The organism is Methanobrevibacter sp. (genome assembly GCF_017410345.1).
GTDB lineage: Archaea > Methanobacteriota > Methanobacteria > Methanobacteriales > Methanobacteriaceae > Methanobrevibacter.
On record NZ_JAFQQZ010000047.1, the window covers coordinates 1 to 19,294 of the forward strand.

19 protein-coding genes are annotated in these 19,294 nt (G+C 33.9%); all 19 read right to left on the reverse strand.

Translation table 11 applies throughout. The annotated features are described in order from the left end of the window. Positions 1-38 precede the first annotated feature (38 nt). On the reverse strand, positions 39-1,763 hold the full coding sequence (locus IJE13_RS06960; RefSeq protein ID WP_292778647.1) for a Na+/H+ antiporter NhaC family protein: 1,725 nt from the start codon (positions 1,761-1,763) through the stop codon (positions 39-41). Between the two features lie 374 nt (positions 1,764-2,137). Then, complete coding sequence (gene ftsY, locus IJE13_RS06965) at positions 2,138-3,601, reverse strand: signal recognition particle-docking protein FtsY (RefSeq protein WP_292778649.1); 1,464 nt, start codon at positions 3,599-3,601, stop codon at positions 2,138-2,140. 391 nt (positions 3,602-3,992) lie between these two features. Beyond that, a complete protein-coding gene (pfdA, locus tag IJE13_RS06970) occupies positions 3,993-4,421 on the reverse strand; it encodes a prefoldin subunit alpha (protein WP_292778651.1) in 429 nt (142 codons plus the stop codon). A 29-nt stretch (positions 4,422-4,450) separates the two neighbouring features. Next, positions 4,451-4,675 carry a 50S ribosomal protein L18Ae gene (gene rpl18a / locus IJE13_RS06975; protein ID WP_292778653.1) on the reverse strand — a complete coding sequence of 75 codons (225 nt, stop codon included), beginning with the start codon at positions 4,673-4,675 and terminating at the stop codon, positions 4,451-4,453. 105 nt (positions 4,676-4,780) lie between these two features. Beyond that, a complete protein-coding gene (locus IJE13_RS06980) occupies positions 4,781-5,458 on the reverse strand; it encodes a translation initiation factor IF-6 (protein WP_292778655.1) in 678 nt (225 codons plus the stop codon). A gap of 101 nt (positions 5,459-5,559) precedes the next feature. Next, entirely contained in the window at positions 5,560-5,820 is a 261-nt protein-coding gene (locus tag IJE13_RS06985; RefSeq protein WP_292778657.1) for a 50S ribosomal protein L31e, read from the reverse strand. Between the two features lie 11 nt (positions 5,821-5,831). Further along, entirely contained in the window at positions 5,832-5,987 is a 156-nt protein-coding gene (locus IJE13_RS06990; protein WP_067145211.1) for a 50S ribosomal protein L39e, read from the reverse strand. A 92-nt stretch (positions 5,988-6,079) separates the two neighbouring features. Continuing rightward, a complete protein-coding gene (locus IJE13_RS06995; protein WP_292778660.1) occupies positions 6,080-6,664 on the reverse strand; it encodes a hypothetical protein in 585 nt (194 codons plus the stop codon). 20 nt (positions 6,665-6,684) lie between these two features. Continuing rightward, positions 6,685-7,047 carry a DNA-binding protein gene (locus IJE13_RS07000; RefSeq protein WP_292778662.1) on the reverse strand — a complete coding sequence of 121 codons (363 nt, stop codon included), beginning with the start codon at positions 7,045-7,047 and terminating at the stop codon, positions 6,685-6,687. A 92-nt stretch (positions 7,048-7,139) separates the two neighbouring features. Beyond that, positions 7,140-7,580: a 30S ribosomal protein S19e gene (locus tag IJE13_RS07005; protein WP_292778664.1), complete on the reverse strand. Its 441-nt coding sequence runs from the start codon at positions 7,578-7,580 to the stop codon at positions 7,140-7,142. Positions 7,581-7,661: 81 nt separating this feature from the next. Beyond that, positions 7,662-7,898 carry a YhbY family RNA-binding protein gene (locus IJE13_RS07010; protein WP_292778665.1) on the reverse strand — a complete coding sequence of 79 codons (237 nt, stop codon included), beginning with the start codon at positions 7,896-7,898 and terminating at the stop codon, positions 7,662-7,664. Then, positions 7,891-8,262 (reverse strand): ribonuclease P protein component 4, encoded by a 372-nt coding sequence (locus IJE13_RS07015; protein WP_292778666.1) that lies wholly within the window; start codon positions 8,260-8,262, stop codon positions 7,891-7,893. Before IJE13_RS07015 ends, IJE13_RS07010 begins: the two co-directional genes overlap by 8 nt. A gap of 275 nt (positions 8,263-8,537) precedes the next feature. Continuing rightward, positions 8,538-9,119 carry an adenylate kinase family protein gene (locus IJE13_RS07020; RefSeq protein ID WP_292778667.1) on the reverse strand — a complete coding sequence of 194 codons (582 nt, stop codon included), beginning with the start codon at positions 9,117-9,119 and terminating at the stop codon, positions 8,538-8,540. A 15-nt stretch (positions 9,120-9,134) separates the two neighbouring features. Beyond that, positions 9,135-10,229 carry a GTP-binding protein gene (locus tag IJE13_RS07025; protein ID WP_292778669.1) on the reverse strand — a complete coding sequence of 365 codons (1,095 nt, stop codon included), beginning with the start codon at positions 10,227-10,229 and terminating at the stop codon, positions 9,135-9,137. A gap of 359 nt (positions 10,230-10,588) precedes the next feature. Beyond that, positions 10,589-13,297, reverse strand: a complete 2,709-nt coding sequence (locus IJE13_RS07030) for an STT3 domain-containing protein (protein ID WP_292778671.1) — start codon at positions 13,295-13,297, stop codon at positions 10,589-10,591. Between the two features lie 514 nt (positions 13,298-13,811). Beyond that, complete coding sequence (gene topA, locus IJE13_RS07035; protein WP_292778674.1) at positions 13,812-15,998, reverse strand: DNA topoisomerase I; 2,187 nt, start codon at positions 15,996-15,998, stop codon at positions 13,812-13,814. Positions 15,999-16,388: 390 nt separating this feature from the next. Beyond that, the gene (locus IJE13_RS07040; protein WP_292778676.1) at positions 16,389-16,595 is read right to left on the reverse strand and encodes a hypothetical protein; all 207 of its coding nucleotides are present in this window, start codon (positions 16,593-16,595) and stop codon (positions 16,389-16,391) included. Positions 16,596-16,888: 293 nt separating this feature from the next. After that, complete coding sequence (gene serB, locus IJE13_RS07045) at positions 16,889-18,832, reverse strand: phosphoserine phosphatase SerB (protein ID WP_292778678.1); 1,944 nt, start codon at positions 18,830-18,832, stop codon at positions 16,889-16,891. A 12-nt stretch (positions 18,833-18,844) separates the two neighbouring features. Continuing rightward, a partial coding sequence (locus IJE13_RS07050) for a TATA-box-binding protein (RefSeq protein ID WP_292778680.1) occupies positions 18,845-19,294 on the reverse strand: 450 nt, incomplete at its 5' end.

Here is a 19,294-nt window from a genome sequence, read left to right on the forward strand (position 1 = left end):
ACTTAAATGGATTGAAACCATTTAAGTTAATTTCATATTTAAGCAGATTCTTCAAAAGGTACTTTTTCACCAAGAACTCTTAATCCAATGTACATTACTACAATAGCTACAGGGATTGAGAAGTACCATTGAATACCGAATCCTGCTGGGATGTAACCGAATATAATAGCAATAGCTGCAACGAATATAGCATAGTATATTTGAGTACTTACGTGAGAAATGTGGTTACAGCTTGTACCCATAGAGGATAGAATAGTGGTATCTGAAATTGGTGAACAGTGGTCACCGAAGATAGCACCAGTCAATACACCACTGGTACATACGATTACAAAGCCCATTTCAGGGTTAACCGCCCAAGCAAGAGGAATGGTTAATGGCATTAAAATACTCATTGTACCATAGGAAGTACCTGTTGCAAAGGAAATCAAAGCGCCTAAAACGAAAATCAATGTTGGTAAAATAAATATAGGTATTGTATCTGCCAGGATACCTACTAAGTAATCAGCAGTACCTAAGTCACCGATGACTCCACCTAATGACCAAGCCAAGAGTAAGATTACACCAGTGATAACAATGGTTTTCATACCGCCAACCCATTCAGAGATAGCTTCTTCGATGGTCATGATCTTTTGTAATACTGCCATGACAATAGCTACAATGGAAGCAAGCAATGCTGCTTGGAACAATGCAACGGATGCATCAGAAGCGGATAATGCTTCAAAAATACCGTTGAATGATAATGGGGAAGTTTGCATTAAAGTGATCAAAGCCTTGTCTTCTCCACCTAAGATGGTGGTGTATCCGCTCCAGTAGAATGCGATGAGTGCACCGACAATCAATACACCAATAGGGATGATTGCATTCCAAACGGATAATTTAATGCCTTCAACAGGTTTTACATCATCAAAACTGGTTGCTTCAAGAGATTCAACAGGGTCATCTTCTTTTCTAGCACGAGCTTTTTTCTCTGCTTCTTTCATTGGTCCGAATTCGTAGTAAGTGAGTGCGGAAATAACAATGAAGATCAAGATTAAAATGTTATAGAACCTGAATGGAATGGTTTGCAAGAATATACCGAATGCGCTTACATTCATTCCAATGGATTCAAAACCTTGACCAATCAAACTGAGTTCCAATCCAATCCAAGTGGAAATAATAGCGATACCTGCTACAGGAGCAGCGGTTGCGTCTACTACAAATGCTAATTTTTCTCTGGATACGTGAAGTTTGTCCATAACAGGTCTCATGATAGGACCTACAATCAAGGAGTTAGCGTAATCGTCGAAGAAAACACATAATCCTAAAAGTTCAGTGAATAATTGAGCTTTCCTTGGAGTGTCAGCACGTTTAGCAAATGCATCTGCCAATGCTTTTGCACCACCCATCTTGGTTACCAATTGGATGATACCACCAATAAGTAAACATTGAAGGATAATACCTGCATTCCATGGATCAGCCATACAAGAAATAATTTGAGTACCCATTGCTAAAAATGCATTAATAGCTGAGCTGACAATGTTCAAGTCGTTAACGGAAACCATAAATTCTCCAACGAATACCCCAATGAACAAGGATAAAATAGTCTCTTTGGTTATGAATGCTAAAGCAATAGCCACAAGAGGTGGTAAGAGAGTTAAGATTCCGAAACGGACTGCATTATCTTCTCCAGCTGGTGCATTGGTAATTAGCAAGGATAATACGAAAAGAGCTATTATAGAAATAGCTACTATCAATCCAATTTTTAAATTTCTGTCAATTTCCATAATCACACCATTTTATAAAAAAATTAAAAAATTTATTTAAACGATTAGAATAATTGTTTCTAATGCAATCTAAAAAAGTTAGATATTGAAAAAATTAAAAATCGTTCAACAATCTATTAATTAAATACACTCCATTTAATAAATTAAATAATATATTAAATTAAAAGTTAACTTAATCATTTATTATATATTTATAAAATTAATATATAAATTTAACTTTAAAAATCTCTAAAATTAACTTTAAAATCGATTAAAAGTAGTGAAATAATATAAAAAAGGCTTAATGGAAATTTAAAAAAAAGAAAAGGAAATAGAATGAATTTTATAAAAATATTGGAAAAAATAGAAGATTAAAAAAAATAAAAAAGGATGAATTAGGAAAATATTTGCTCTAGCATCCATTGAGCATCATATTCCTTAATGTCATCATAGGATTGTCCCATACCTAGGAAAAAGATTGGCTTTTTGATGATGTAACCAACTGAAAGTGCAGCGCCTCCTTTTGAATCGGCATCTGCCTTGGTAAGTATGACACCATCTATATCAATGGCTTCATTGAATTTTCTTGCCTGTTCTGTTGCATCATTTCCAGTCAATGCATCACCTACAAACACGACCAAATCAGGTTTTGAAACTCTTCTGATCTTTTTCATTTCATCCATCAGGTTGGTGTTTGTCTGCATTCTTCCGGCAGTGTCAATCAAGACAAGCTCCTTTCCTTTAGCCTTGGCATGCTGAACTGCATCAAATGCCACAGCTGCGGGGTCTGATCCCTTTTCATGCTTGATCAGCTTAACGCCTAAATTGTCTGCATGATACTGGATCTGTTCAATAGCTCCTGCCCTGAATGTGTCTGATGCGGCAATAACAGGAGTGTATCCCTTCTTGATGTAATAGTTGGATAGCTTACCGATGGTGGTGGTCTTACCGGTACCGTTGATACCTACAAGCATTACAACAAGAGGATCACCTTGAGCAACCTTCTCTTCAAGGAGCTCGGTCATGGTCTTGCCTTCAATATCAATGATATTTGCCACTGCCTTCTTAAGGGCTTCATAGGTATACTCTTCAACATCACTGCTTCTCTTGATCTTTTGGCCAACCAAGTCGTTTTTAACTGATTCAACCACAACGCTTGAAACATCCATTGCAACATCCGCTTCCAAAAGGCCTAATTCCAATTCGAATAGGATGTCCTCCACATCATCTTCAGATATTGATTTCTCCTTAATGAATGATAGGAATCTGCCGGATTTTTCCTTTTTATCCTCATCTTTAGCTTCTTCTTCAGACCCGTCGCCGGATTCTTCTTTCTTCTTACGTCTGAATAAGGAACGTTTAGATTTCTTGGATTCCTCTTCCTCAGCAGTTTCCTCTTCAGCCACTTCATCTTCAGACTCTTCGAGAGATTCTTCTTCCTCTTCAGCATCTGCAGATGCATCATCTTCAGACCCCTCTACAAGGTCTTCATCTGACTTTTCAGAAACTTCCTTAAGATCATCTTTAGAATCATCTTTTTTATCTCTTTTGAATAATGAGCGGAATCTTCCAGATTTTTCTTCAGACGCCTTTTCATCTTCAGATTCTTCTTCCTCTTCAGCTTCCTCCTCTAAAGCGGCATCCAGCATTTCATCCAAGTCTTCCTCTGAAATCTCTTCCGCATCATCAAAATCTTCAGGAATCCCTTCCACTTCTTCAGACTCTTCGATCTGGTCAAAAGTCTCTTCAGAAGATTCTTCAATCAATTCTACGTTATTCTCTTCTTTAGCTTCATCTTCTACTTTATTTCTTAGCTTGCCACTTGTATCGGCAAACTTTTTCTTTAATGACTCAAACAAGTTTATCCCTGCCTAAATAAGTATTATATAGGATATTCTTTAAATTTAAATATCCTTAATATGAATATCCTTAATTTGAATATCCTTAATTTGAATATCCTTTAGCATTTTAAATCTTTAAAAATTTCTTAAATATTTTTATCAAAATTATTTTTATATTTAAAAATTAATAAACTTACTTATTTTAAATATAGAATATAAATTTTATCCTTAAAATTTCAGAAAAATAGAACTTAAAAAATATGGAATCAAATAAAAAATATAAAAATAAAATGAAAATCTGATAAAAATATAAAAATAAAATAAGAAAATCCAATAAAATAATAAAAAATAGTTAAAAAAATAAGAATAATAGATAAAAATCTATTATTTTAAAATGAAAACAATAAAGTTATGCCATTCCTTGAGCTTGAAGTTTTTGCATTAACTGTTCAGCTTGAGGAGAAAGCTGAGCAACAATGTTGGTGATTTGCTGCAAGTCTGCAAATAACTTGTCTAAAGTATTCTCAAGCTCTTGTTTTTGCTGTGCAGTAGTTTCCTTAGCTTCTTCAAAAGTTTTGGATACTGCCACACCAGAACCAAGGCTCATGATAACCTTATTTTCATTCTTAATCTCTGCATTAATGAAGGAGCCAGCACCGAGAGGCACTAAAGTCTCAACAGTGTCTTTACCACTTATATCATCTAATGTAGATTCTAAAATCTTAATTTCAGCAAGAGAAGTTTGAACCGCATCAATTTGAGTTTGATATAATTCAGATTGGGATTTGTAAACTTCAAGCTGTGCTAAAATCTGTTGTAATTTTTGCTGGTCTTCCATTTTAACACCTTAGATTGCAATTAAATCATTTAAAGAATTGCTTTGACAACAGGATCTTGTACTTCATCCTCAGCAATTTCTTCAATGGAATCAATCTTAATTTGATTTCTTTTTATTCCATGTTTGCTTCCAAAAATGGAATAAAGCTTTTCATAAATGTCTTCTTCTTTGACAGCTCTGAATTCCTTAGTGAAAACTTGGGTTTCACTGCCCATTACAAAACTGCCTTTAATTCTATAAATTTTTGTTAACATAAGAATCCCTTCCTAAAATACTATAATTAATCATCTAAACCATAATAATTGATTTTATGAACATAACAATCAATTAACACAACATATCCTTAAATCATGATGAAATTAAAAATTACCGAAATCCAAGAAGCCTAAAGCCTCTTCAATTCTAGCCATTTCAGGACCAGTGGTATGTTCGCCAACCATAACTCCGTTGGAATTGGCAATGCCACATGCGCCTACAAGAGGCATACCCTTACATACGGTTCCGATATTTCCTTCCACCTTGAAGAACTCTTCAACATGTTCAAGTTCACCAGATAAGGTATCCCTATGCAAAAGAGCACCTTTATTGGTAACTATGCTTGCTGAACCCACTATCTTGGAATCGGCAAATTGATAGATTTCCACAGGAACCTTCAATGTATCTTCAATGACTTTAACAGTTTCTTCCTTAATATTGGGACCTGCCATGGCACCATAATCATTCACTGCAAGAATATTGCCTACTGCAGTGTATTTTCCAGGAAGCCTTGCAACATTAAGCCCTGCATCTTCCAATGTTTCGATTTCCCTATCGGTTGCATGTGGGGAAACGACAAAACCATTGGAATTTCCAGCGGATAGGACTCCATTCAAATTGCATCCTGCAATGGAAGTTCTTATCAAATCAACTTCAAGTGCCTCTTTCATCACAGGTTCCATTTCAGTGGGAAGATTAAAAGGAACAATAGCTACTTCATCATTAACGGATATGTAAACTCCTAAATTAGGATTTCCAGTTAAATTTATTCTTTTAAGCATATTTTATTCCTTATATAATTTTAATTTTTGAAATATTTTATTGATATAAAACATTGATATTTAACAGACTGAAAGATGATTAAATATAGTCATAAGCAAAATTAGTTTTCTGCTAAAGTTGCTTTAACAACACCTTCCTCATCTTTTACAGCGTTTACTTTTACTTTGGATGGAATTTTTTGAATTCCTCTTTCCCAAATAAATTCATTAATAGAAGCATCAAGCTTAACTTCTTCCGCTTTCATGTGTTTCATTAAAAAGTTTTGAACTTCTCTGATAGCTCTAGGAGCTCTGATAGTCCTTTTAACGTTTTTAACTTTTCTAAGTGGAATAACATAAGTTCTTTCTAATTCTTCTGCCATATTAAACACCCCTATATTTTAAGATCATTTCTTCTCCAATGTCTAGGTTTAGGTCTGTATCTTAATTTACGTTGAGTTTTAGAATAAGCCCAAATAGGGATTCTTCTGTTTTGCTTATTAGCTTTAGCCATTCTTAATTTTTTAGCTAATGGTTTATTTCTACTCATTTTTTCACCGCGAATAATAAATTTGATATTTTGAAAAATAATTTAATTAATTTTAATGATAAGCGAACAACAATTAAGGATTGAATAATAATTCATTGCTTTAAGCCAATTACATTGGTTTGATAATGTTCCGGAAAAATCTCAGAGGAATTTCCTCCTTTCCTATCAATAAGCAGGCGGATTTCAACCTCATAATCGGAACTTGTATCATTATTGCTCTTTTCATGCTTCAATTCAAAAAGATTGCCTACAAGATACTTGATGGTCTTGTAACCGAAACTGTCCAAGTTCATGTATTGGATATCTTTTCTATCTTCCAAGCTTCTAATCTGATTTCTATTGAGTTTAGGAGTCTTGTCATCCCTTCTTGTTCCATCAGCAACAAGATCGTAATGATTTGCCACCTCTTCAACAACAGCCTCATGAAGATATTTTATTCCCTCATTGGGAAAACCATCCTCCATAATCATGTCCACAGCCTTTTCCAAGATTGAAATGTCCAAATCCAGGACCTTATGCTTCAGACCAATGGACTGGGCAGATTTTTGAGCCGGATGAAATGAATCATAAACACCGAAGTTAGCAGTAACAAGTTCGACATCAAAGCCTAATCGAGTGAGAATGATTCCCATCAATGAACTGTCTTTGCCACCGCTATAAAGAACACAAGCTTTCATTTTACCAAATCACTAGTCAATTATCTTCTTGTAATGTGAATTTCTCTTTTTTGACCCATGAGATTCTTAAGTAAAACTCTAAGTTGTTCATCAGTTACTTTTCCTCTAAGAGAACCTGCTTGAGCTGATTGAAGCAATTGAATCTCAATATTTCGAACGAGGTCTGGCTTGGTCAATCTTAGATTGTCCAATCTTCCACGAGCTTCAGGAGTCAAGATTTGCTTCATAGCCTGTTTTAATTGAGCTTCCATTTCTGCTTGCTGTTGAGCAGCTTGCTGCTGTGCCATCTGTTGCTGTGCAATTTGTTGTGGATCAGCATTCATGGCCGCTTGCTGTTGTAATTCAGCCATACGTCTTTTGCGTATTTCATCAAGTTCACTCATAATAATCCCCATTAATATAAATTATTTTCATTGAATCAACCATTAAATAATCATTAAAAATATTCCATGATCAATTCTATCTGAAATCTTACTTAATATTTTGAAAGTTCTGGAATATCCTTAATTAATTCAGCAGAAGTATTATCTAAGAAAGATCTACCTTCTGGAGTAATAATTCTTCCAGCATCGACTTTTTCTACGTAACCTGCATCTTCTAATTGATGTAAAGCTACTCTTACAATAGAGCCACTACCTTTTCTGAATTTTTCAGGGTTAACTCCTCTATCTTTTTTACCACCGTAGAAGGTTCTTAAACTTCTTACTCCAACTGGTCCGTCAATATAAACTCTTCTTAAGATAGAAGCGCATCTTACATACCACCAGTCGATGTTTTCTGGTTTTCTTTCTTTGTGAACACCAGTTTTAACAAGTTTTGTCCATTCAGGGGCAACAATTTTATCATTATTATCTCTAAATTCATCTGCAACAGTATTAATTAATAACTCTGCAGGAACATCAAATACAGTTGTCATATAATTTTCTCCAATTAATATGTTTCTAATCCAATCTTCTCACTCACCTAAGACTGGTGTCTGTAACTCTAAGCGAATGATCTAACCGGATTGCTTTTTATAAATAACAGCAACATTCCCTCTAACGTCAATAAGTTGAGCTTTAGTGCCTTCAACAATGCTGCTAATTAAATCATCTTTATTCCTTGCTACATTTTTAGCAAAACGTAATTTGATAATAGGATTGGATTTTAACTGACGTTTAATCTCTTCAATGACATTGTCGTTAACACCAGCTTTTCCAATATTGATTGTCATAGCGGAACGAGCTTCATTCATAATCTCTTTTTTTGAAAGTGTAAGAGTCAATTTTAGCTCTCCTTTTTAACTTTTTTTCCCTGATGTAAGGAATTTTCATGATATGGCCACACTCGCCACAATAAATATTAATCTCATTATTAATTAGCCGGACAGCGCAGTTGTGACCGGGAACCAAAAACTTGTAACAATTTTTACAGTATCTTCGTCCCCACGCTTGAGGAATTTTTGTATTGTACTTCTTTGAAATCTTTCGAGCAAGCTCAACATAACGATGAGATCTTTCAGGATGCTCTTTATATTCTTTTTCTGCACGATTAAAAAGAATATCCATCCTTTCTTGAGCTATCTCAATCATCCAATCAGGTTTTTTTCCTCTAGCCATAGATACTCCTCTCATACATAGTATAATCTCTTTAAAATAACTTATTGCTTAAATAAAAGTAGATTCTGATGAGAAATCAAATTTAAGCAATGTAAAAATAAAGTAATTAAATAAATATTCCTATAATATAATAGTACAAGAGGAATATTAAGATAAGATATGTTTTTTATTATATAAAAAGGTTTTCTATTATATAATATATTAATATAAAAAATTTATAAAAAAAGTAAAATTTTGCTTATTATTTTGTCCATTATTTTACATATTGAAATGGATTAATTCAAAAGCCATTCCATAAAATCTATTGAACCGACCGGACATTCCAAATTGCCAGATGCAATAGCTATTATCAAATCACGGACCTCTTCAACAGACTTGTCGCTTGCATCTATCTCATTGGTCTTATCACCATAGATTTCATAAGCCTCAGCAGAGCATACTGCAAGTGCTTCAGCTTCCAAGTTTTCTTGAATTTTAGATTGGGAATAATTCCTTTCTTCAAGCCTATCCTTTAGAATATGGGGATTCAATCGAAGGACAATCATCTTATCTGCACCCTCACAAAGATGAGATAGATGGCCTTCTACGATTAAAACATTAGCACTATTTTTCTTAATCTCTTCATTGAGACATTCATCTAATCTGTCAATATCAATGACCTTATAGAACTTATCAGGATCTTCACCTAAAACCAAATCATTTTCAAATGCAAAATCATTGATTTTAATAAGCCTTGAATCGAATCCATTATCCAATAGATAATCATTCAAGCTTGAAGCGACAGTTGTTTTGCCGGTGCATGGAGTACCTGATATGAAAATAACGGTATCCTTTGATAAATCATTTAGAATAGACATACTACCACACAAGGATTATTTCTTTAGAATGATACGCAAGACATCCTCATCTTCCAAGACATGGTCAGGACCTACCTTTTGACCTGGGAATTTAACTGAAGTTCCCCAAATCTTGGCATGACGGAAGTTTTTTACAAACTCCCTATGAAGCTTTCCACATGCATCAATAACTGTAGACCCTCTTCTGATAACCAATGGATCATCCATATCCGCTTTTCTTCCTTGTGGCTTCAAATAAACCCTAATCAAATCGACATGATTGAATATTTCCTCTTTAAGGGCATCGATATTAAGCTTCTTGTCAGCGGAAATCGGAATGAAATCAGGAATGTCCTTTTGAACCTCCCTTAGATAATCAATATCAACCAGATCCACCTTGTTCAACAGAATCATCATTGGAACATATGACTTATTGTCTTCAATCACATCAATGAACTGGTCAATTGTCACATCATCCCTAAATAGAATATCCGCATTGTGAACTCCATATTCATTGATGATTGACCTGATTGTCTTCTCATCAAGATGAGTCAAAGGAACAGTTGTTGAGACATTTATTCCACCTTTTCTGGTCTTTTTAATCTTAACGTCAGGCTTGGTTTCATTTGGCCTTACGCCTACATTCCTAAGCTCTTTCAGTATGACATTCAGATGTTGCGGATTAAGAATGTCCAACACTACAATAATCAAATCTGCAGTTCTTGCCACTGACAGGATTTCCTTACCTCTACCTTTACCTCCAGCAGCACCAGTAATGATTCCAGGAATGTCAAAGATTTGAATTTGGGCGTTATTGTATTCCATAACCCCTGGAATAATCTCTAAAGTAGTGAATTCATAAGCCCCAACCTTACTTTCAGCATTGGTCAATTCATTGAGCAATGTAGATTTACCTACAGATGGGAAACCTACCAAAACCGCTGTAGCATCACCGCTCTTTTTAATGTGGAATCCTTCACCTTTAGATCCCCCACTACTTCTTTTGATTTGCTCTTCCTTAAGCTTGGAAATCTTGGCCTTTAATTTACCTATGTGATGAGAAGTAGCTTTATTATAAGGTGTCTTTTGAATTTCCTCTTCGATGGCTTTTATTTTTTCTTCTATAGACATAAACTCCCCAATAAAAAATTTATTACGAATAATAATTGAATTTGAAATATTTTAATGAATTGATGTTTTTTACACTCAAAAACATCTTAAAAAATGCAAATATTTTATTATAATATAAATTTTGTATTTTTAACATATAAAATATGCGGTAAAAATAGAATTGAAATGAAAAAATAGATGGAAGAATACTTGAAAAATAAATGAAAAAATTATAAAAAAATATTAGAAATATTAAAAATATTGGAAAAAATAAAAAAAATAAAACAAGAAAAAGTTATGGAATTATAAGCAAAACTGGACTAAGTTTCACTTACAACCAATAACTTAATTTAAATTTTATGCATAAAGAAACTTTATGCTTATTCTGTATCAGAATCTGTGTTATCTGAAACTGTTGCTCCGTTATTGATAGTCCAAACAGCAACTCCATCTTGCATGTTACTTAATGTAAAGGTATCCTGACCTATACCGCCTAAGAAGAACAATCTGGTAAAGACAGAGTCCTTAAGTTTATTATCCATCAATATGGCAGTATATTGGTTTTCGGATCCTAAAAGGTAAATTGTATAATTACCTTCCTTATCCAAGGTCTTGTTTACAGTTAAATAACCGTCTTCAATAGCAATAAGGTTGCTTGCCTTAAGAGGATTGTACTCAGTACCATTTATATCAATTTTACTGCCGTTCTTATCCCAAACAGCAGTCATTTGAGCAGTAGTCTCATTGGTACCATTACCACCTCTCTTAACTTCAGCATTGTATAGAATGCCACTTTCATTCAATATTGTAATATTGCCTTGAGAGTTAGGATTGATTTTAACATAATCCGAAGCCACATAATATTGATAGTTTGTACTATCCAATGTATCAAAGTTCCATGAACCGAAGTAAGACCACCATCCAGCTTTTTGAATCATATCTGAACTTAAAATAAAGGAGACATTATTCGGATTGGATGGATGTGATTGTTTTACAACAGCACTAGCTTGGCCTTCAGTTAAATTATAATCTTTAATTAAAGTTGATTTAGCATCTTCTCTGCTCATTCCTAAAGTTTTGTCCAATGCATCAACTGCGGTTACGTTACTTCCTGTGTAATTGCATAATAAATCAGAAGCATTACTACCAGTAGTGGTCAACATCTGCAAGATTCCTTTAGATTGAGCTAAATCAGATGTAGTTAATGCTTTACCTACCCAATATGCACGATCCCCTGATTGGGAACCCCCGTCGAAAGAGGTAGGATGACCAGATGAATATTCAAATAGATAACCGAAGTCCCACCATGAAACAATCACAGTATCATTAGTGGAATTTTCCTTAACAAAGTCCATGGCATTCCACATAGGGTCACTTGACCCTGGAACTGTAAGGGCAGTGGTTTGGTAAGCCCCGCAAACAGTTGGAGATACTAAAGCTAAAGTAATCAATACAACTACCAATGCCTTTTTAATAGACACATCTGAATCCTTAATGGATTTTCTAAGATAAATCACTACCCCAGAAATTACTACAAGTGCAATAAATACAATTGAACCTATCATCAAGGCATTATCAAGAACATAACCGATTTGACTAATTGGGAATGCAATTAAGAAAGCACACACTATAGCGATTAATAATAAAACCTTATCATCATCAACATTAGCTTTGACATAATCAACTGCATATCCTACAAAAATACCTGCGCAGATACCCATAGGAATAACCAATACCTGAATAAACCTTGTACCTTGGGTTACTGCAGCGATTGATGCAAGAATCCATACAAGGAATAAGCTTAAGTAAAGCAGATTCAAACGTTTGCTTTGATTGATTTCATCAGTTGAACCGAAAGACCCTATGTCTTTAAGGGAAATTCTGAATTTCTCTTGTTCTTTTCTTAAGGAAGTAGCTTTACGTTTAGATTTATGTGGTTTTGAGGAATCGCCTTTAATTTTTACAGACCTTAATCTGAGTGCTCTTTGAACAAAAGTATATAAGACCAATAAAACACCGAAGAAAGCAACTATTCCACCAATACCGTTTATAATACCGCTAGAGTTTGCTAAAAATGCCCCTGGAAGTCCTCCAGATAAAAGGTTAGGAATTTGCATCTCTGCAACGGAAACAAGTACGTTAGGCCATACATCATTTGCAGTAGATTGGAGAGATACAGTGCCAAGAAGGTCTTTGATGTTAAATAAAAGGCCATCAATACCAACAGTGAATAATAATCCAACAAAACCTAAAACTAGGATAAGTACTACAGAGAACAGCTCTTTTTGATTAATCAGCCATTTTAATTTATTATCATAATTTTTAGATGAGTCTATAACATCTATATCGAAATAGAAACATAATATAAAGAATGCTATCATGACTAAAATCATTACTGCAGGATAAAATATATACCCAGTCCATGAGAGAGAATAAAGACCAATAGAAATAATAGATAATACTGAAAATATTATTTTATTAGCCAATTTATCACTCTTTACCGCTTCAACAAAGAAGAGTATGAAGAACAAAGGCAAGGTTATGTTAAACATATCTGTATCGAAAAATCCTGCAAATGTATGTCCAATGTAGTTAGGACCTAAGACTACGATTAAAGTAGATGCAATTGCTCCATAATCATTGGTAATTCTTCTTGTGAATATGTAAACAGGAATTACAGCAAATGAAGAGATGAATGCACCGGTCCAAAAGGCAACTTCCTTAAGAGACATGTCCTGGAACATGTTTACTATTCCATATAAGAATGAAGTCACATATGCAATCATCGGCTGATACGAACCAACATCCCTTCCTGATGGATAGTAAGAATGCATATCCCAACCGGAACCATTTACTAAAGTATCACCAAAGTATCCATGATCCATATAGTCTTGAGTCATCCTTAAGTTAAAGTATGAGTCCATTTCACTGAAATAAGGAAGACCATCAGCATCCATATAACTTGCCTTAAGCTCATTAGGAACACCGCCAATATCGGCAGCCTGTGCCCTGATGGCAAAAACCAAAACAAATAATATGGCTATGATAACCACAGATTTCAATATTGTTTTAACTTTCTGATTTTCCATATAAAATCCTCGTACATTTTACAAATTTATATTCGAATATATAATTTATAGTCCATACTCACCATCTTATGAAAGATATAAGCGCTTAATATCATATTTTCATAAAACAGCACCGTACGACTTGTAAAACATTATTAAATATATTTTAAAATATATTGAAATAACAATTTTTGAAATTAGAATTATTAAACTTAATATCTATAAGATTTTCATTAAAATGATGTTAATAAAAATCAATCTAAATTTAATAATAATTAAATATACATTTTATGTACATATATAATTTTCTAATATTCTTTATTAATAAAATGGAAATCGTATTAAGTTTTAAGATATGCGAATATAATTATTGATTAAATGATAAAAATAAGAGTAAAAAATTAGAAAGAATAAAAAAATGAAAGAATAACTGAAACTGAAATTAAAAAAAAATCTGAAAAATAATAAAATTAAATAAAATAAAAATAGAAAGAAAAATAAAAAAATAAGAATAGGATTATAATCTTTAAAATAATTATTGATTATTTTCCTTAACTTCCAATTCTTCTTTTCCCAAATCGTCCAAATCCTTTAATTGGCAACTGAATCTGCATTGAGGGAATCCGCTGCATCCGACAAATTCGCCAAATCTGCCTGAACGTTTCAATAGGTCTCTTCCACATTTTGGACATTTACCGACAACTTCAGGAGCACGCCTTTTGCTTACCTCTTTACCGCAATTCGGATCAAGACAGACATGTTCCCTTCCCTTTTGTCCTTTCTTCGGAATGGAAATCATAGGCAGACCACAGGTAGGGCATTTGGACTTTAGAATATTTGCCTTTTTAGGCAAGGAATAAGTGTTTCTGCATGTAGGAAACTTGGAACATCCTATAAAGTATTGCTTGTTCCTTTTGGAATACTTCTTAAGTAGTTTTCCACCGCAGCTGCAGTCACCGACAATATTTGATTCCTGATATGACTCGAAAAGCTTTGAACCGATTTCCCTTTGATTGTCATCAATGTCCCTAAGGATTGACCTTACTTCCCTTTCACCGTTTGCAAGAATTTCCTCCTTGGTAATCTTATCGGATTCAAGCCTATCCAATTCCTTTTCAAACTCACGGGTCAGTTCTTCGCTGGTCAAATTCTTACAGTATTGCTTCAAGGTATCGATTATATGAACTCCCAATGGCTTGACTTCAATCTTCTTGCCGTCAATGTATTTCCTATCATATAACTTGGCAATGATGTCCGCACGGGTAGCCTTTGTTCCAAGGTCTCTTTTTTCCAATTCCTTAATGAGAGAGGCCTCATTATATCTTGCAGGAGGCTTGGTTTCCTTTTCCTCTGAAATGATCTTGTGAATCTTCAAGAGATCCCCTTTCTTAAGTGGAGGGAATTCATCAGCTTCCTGTTTCTTAAATGGATAATGCTTTAGCCATCCTTCATGGGAAACCCTTTTTCTTGAGAAAACGAATTTCTCATTGTTTACCTTCAAGTTCACTTTCATGGTTTCCAATTTGGAATCTTCAGAAAATACGCTTATGAATCTATAAACGATCAATCGATAGATCTTTTCCTCATCTGCAGACAGTTTGGATGGCAATACTCCAGTCGGATGAATAGCAGGGTGTGCCGCATCCTCCTTCTTACCCTCATTCGGCTTTAATTTTGCAGGCAAATCAGCAATATGCTTCTTGAATTCCTCATCCTTTAGAAGCCCTGCAAAGATCTCCTTAAATCCTAATGATTCCGGAAGCTTTTGAGATGAGGTACGTGGATAGGAAGTGTATCCTCCAACATACAAATTCTGAGCTGCAATCTGAGTCCTTTTAGGGGAAAATCCGAAAACAGCATGCGCTTCAGACTGCAAACCACCTAAGTTGAATGGAATAGGAGGTTTTCTGATGGTTTCCTTGACATTGACATTGGTTACAGTTGCATCGGCACCATGACATTCCTTGAATATGCTTTTAGCCCTTTCCTTATCAAAGATCTTATCCTCAACGTGATTTGCTACAATGTCAAAATCACATTTAGCCTTGATTTGCCAATAAGGTTCAGGTACGAATGCCTGTATCTCCTTTTCCCTATCCACCAAAATGGATAAGGTAGGTGTTTGAACACGACCTGCAGACAGGCTGATTCTTCTATGATTGGTGGACAATACTGTATCCATCAATGCAGAGGAAATGTTCATACCAAAGTAATAGTCCAGCATATGCCTTGCAATACCGCTGTCAACCTGATGGGGATCAATGTCAATCATATGGTTATATGCTTCCACAATGTCCTTTTTGGTCAATGTGGAAAACTTCATACGGGATGCCTTTGCCTCAGCATTGTTTCCGCAAGCGTATTTTAAAACATTATACCCTATTAAAGTCCCTTCCACATCGTAATCGCAAGCATGAACGAATTTATCCGCATCTCTAGAGAGCTGCTTGATTGCATAAACATAATCCCTGATATAGCCGCTGTTCCTTTCGACTTCATATGCCGGAACCCATGTTAAGTCAAAGCCCAATCTATCTTTTGAAGTGGCAGATGTCAAGGAGTAAAGATGCCCCACTGCAGATAGTACAGTGGTCCTTTTCCCATCCTCTTCAAATTCCCAATAATTGATCTTGCCATGTTTTTTCTTTTTGGCCTTTGAAGAGAGAGCCTTTGCTATCTTCTCAGCAGATTTCGGTTTTTCTGAAATAATCACTTCATGCATATTATCACATAATAAATAAAAATTAAAATATAAATAATTAATAAAATTTAAAGTTTTTTAGAACTTTTTAGAACTTTTAAAAAGTCCTTTTCTAAAAAAACTTTATATAAAAATAGAATTCTATAAAAACCATTTTTTATAAAATCTAAGAAATCAATTGAAAAATTTCAATTAAAAATTATTCAAAATCATAAATACTTTATACATAAACATTATATTTAAGATTTTCGTTTTTGAACAATCACCATTTCAAGATGATTATAATATTAAAATGAAAAAAGAAAATTAAAAATAAAGTAAAAAATTAAAAAAGAATTGCAAATTTCAATAAATTGTCAACTAATTAGAAAAATAGCTAAAAAACTGTAATTAGAATAAAATAATTGAAATTTATTTTTTATCCATCAGTTCTTCCTTATAGAAACCGTAAAAATTACTGCAATATCCACACATCGGATATTTGCCATAGTGATAATGAGCTCCTTCATCGCTGTTCATGTCAAATTCCTTTCCACAGGTATAGCAAACTTCTATTTTTTCTTCCTTTTCTTCATTTTTTACGTTATTCTCATTATTTTCATTAATATTATCTGCCATCATATCACAACTATCAAATATTATCTCATTAAATATTCCATCACAATTATAATAAAATAAGATTTAACTATTATATTAAATTTACTTAAATAATATAATAACTTATTATACGATAATTAAAAAACAGAACAGAAAGAAAAGTAAACAAAAAATGGAAAAAATTATCTAAAAAAATATAAAATAAACTAAATAAAAAATAGAAAAAGTAAATTAAAAAAATATAAAATAAACTAAATAAAAGAAAATTAAAAGAAATTAAAAGAAAAAATAAAAATTAATTAAAAATAATTTAATTAATTAATATCGTATTTTTGCAAGAGTAAAAGCTCTTCAGTAGATAATTTCTTACCGTTTTTGAATTTGTCAAAGATACTTTCAGCTCTTTCTTTTTCTTCACGATTTTTCTTATTGTTGGAAGAACCGCTAGATTTTTCAGATCTGCGTTTTCTGTTTTTGCTGCTTCCTAACTTTTTGTTGATTACATGAATTTCACTTAAGATCATTTTGAACTCTTCATGTTTTGCGGAAGCATTCTTTCTAGCTTGGATGAATAACTTGTGTGCTTCATCTGCAGCAGTTCTGATTTCATCAGTTTTTCTGAAGTAAGCAAGCATTTGTTCGTGAGCTTCTTGAGCTTGTTCTGAAAGTTCTACAACTTTAGCGTGGTATTCTTCAGATTGTTTCTTGAGTTCAGCAGCTTCTTCTTTGACCTTATCGTCTTCCTTGATTTCTGCAAGTTCTTTTCTTAAGTCATTTGCATTTTTAACAAGTTGATTTTCTTTCTTGATGTCCAATACTCTGGTTTCGATAATCTTATCGATCTTTTTGATCTCGTTTTCGATTCTTACTCTATCCTTTTTACCAGAAGACCATTCAAGACTTTTAATTTCATCGTTGACTTTATTACGTGCCTTTTTGTTTTCTTCAACTTGCTTGTTGATTTCATTACGTTGGTCTCTGAACTCAATAGCTTTAGCTAAGTTTTCTTTCAATTCAGAATTCAATTCATCACGTATTTTGCGTTGTTCTTTAGCTTCTCTGTTAAAGGCTTCCCTTTCTTCAGCAACCTTAGCGATACGTTCTTCCCTTTCATCTTTTTGAGCCCTTACACCTTCAATGGTGTCAGCTAAATCAAAGTCAGGTTCTGGAAGAGCATTTTTCTTTTTGGATTTTTTAGGTTTTGCTTCTTTAACAGGTTTTTCTTCAGCAGGTTCCGCTACTTCTTCAGCTTCTTCAGCAGCCTCTTCTTCAACTGCTTCTTCAGCTTCCTCTTCGGTTTCATCTTCAGTAGCTTCTTCTTCAGCAGCCTCTTCTTCAACTGCTTCTTCAGCTTCTTCCACTTCTTCGATTTCTTCGATTTCTTCAGCAGGTTCAGCCTCTTCTTCCTCAGCAGTTTCCTCTTCGACTACTTCTTCTGCCTCTTCAGCTTCCTCTTCAGCTTCTTCAACAAGTTCTTCTGTTTCTTCGATTTCTTCAACTACTTCTTCAGTTGCATCTGCAACTTGTTCTTCTTCTTGGTTTTCAACAACTACGTCAGTAGTTTCAACTACTTCAGTTTCTACAGCAACTTCTTTATCCACGTCAGCATCTCCTTCAGTGTTTTCAGAGTTTAAATGAATGATGACATTTAAAACGTCAGTTAAGTCACGGGTTTCCACAATAATGTCTGCATTCTCCTTTAAAGCAGGTTTCGCATTAAAGGCAATTCCATATTTTGCAGATTCAATCATGGAAATATCATTTGCTCCATCTCCAATGGCTACACATTCATCCAATGTATATCCTTTTTCTTCGATGAATGAAGATAGAACATCTAATTTTGAACCAGATACTAATGGTCCAGTAACTTCACCAGTCAAGATCCCGTCTTCTTCAACTAATGAGTTTGTGAATATCTTATCCACATCAAGTTTTCCCTTAATAGTATCGGCGATTATATCAAAACTGCCACTGATGATAGCCACATCAAATCCGTTTTCCTTTAAGGTGGAAACGGTTTCTTCAGCTCCTTTCATTAGAGGCATTTCACTAGCTAATGTTTTAATATCTTCAGTAGCGACTCCCTTGAGAAGCCCTACTCTTTTCTTAATGGATGTTTCGAAGTCGATATCACCTTGCATGGCCTGCTCGGTGATTGCTGCAATTTGATCTTCAATATTTACTAATTTTCCAATCTCGTCTATGCCCTCACCATCAATAATAACATTATCTAAGTCAAATACTACAAGTTTAATCAATAATATCACCAATTATATTAAGTCCAATTCGCTAAGTCTAGCTTTAGCGTTTTCGACACCTAACCTAGCGTCTTTTTTGGTTTTAGCTCCAGTACAAACAACTTTTCCGGAACCGAATAATAATAATACAACTTTAGGATCAGATAAACGGTATACTAAACCAGGGAATTGTTCTGGTTCATATTCAGTGTTTTCTAATTCCAAAGCAACTGCTTCTAAATTTAAAGTAGATTGTAAATTTGCAGAAGCAACGATGTTTTGAATTTTAATATCAAACTCATGAGGAATTTCAGTATCAATAGTTCTCATAAGGTCGACAGTTTTTTTAATAGCTAATTTTGAATCGTCGATAGATTTAGCACCAGTACATACAAGTTTACCAGAACTAAAAATCAAAGCAGCAGTTTTAGGTTCTTGAAGTTTGAATACTAAACCTGGGAACTGTTCTCTGTTAAAATCGAC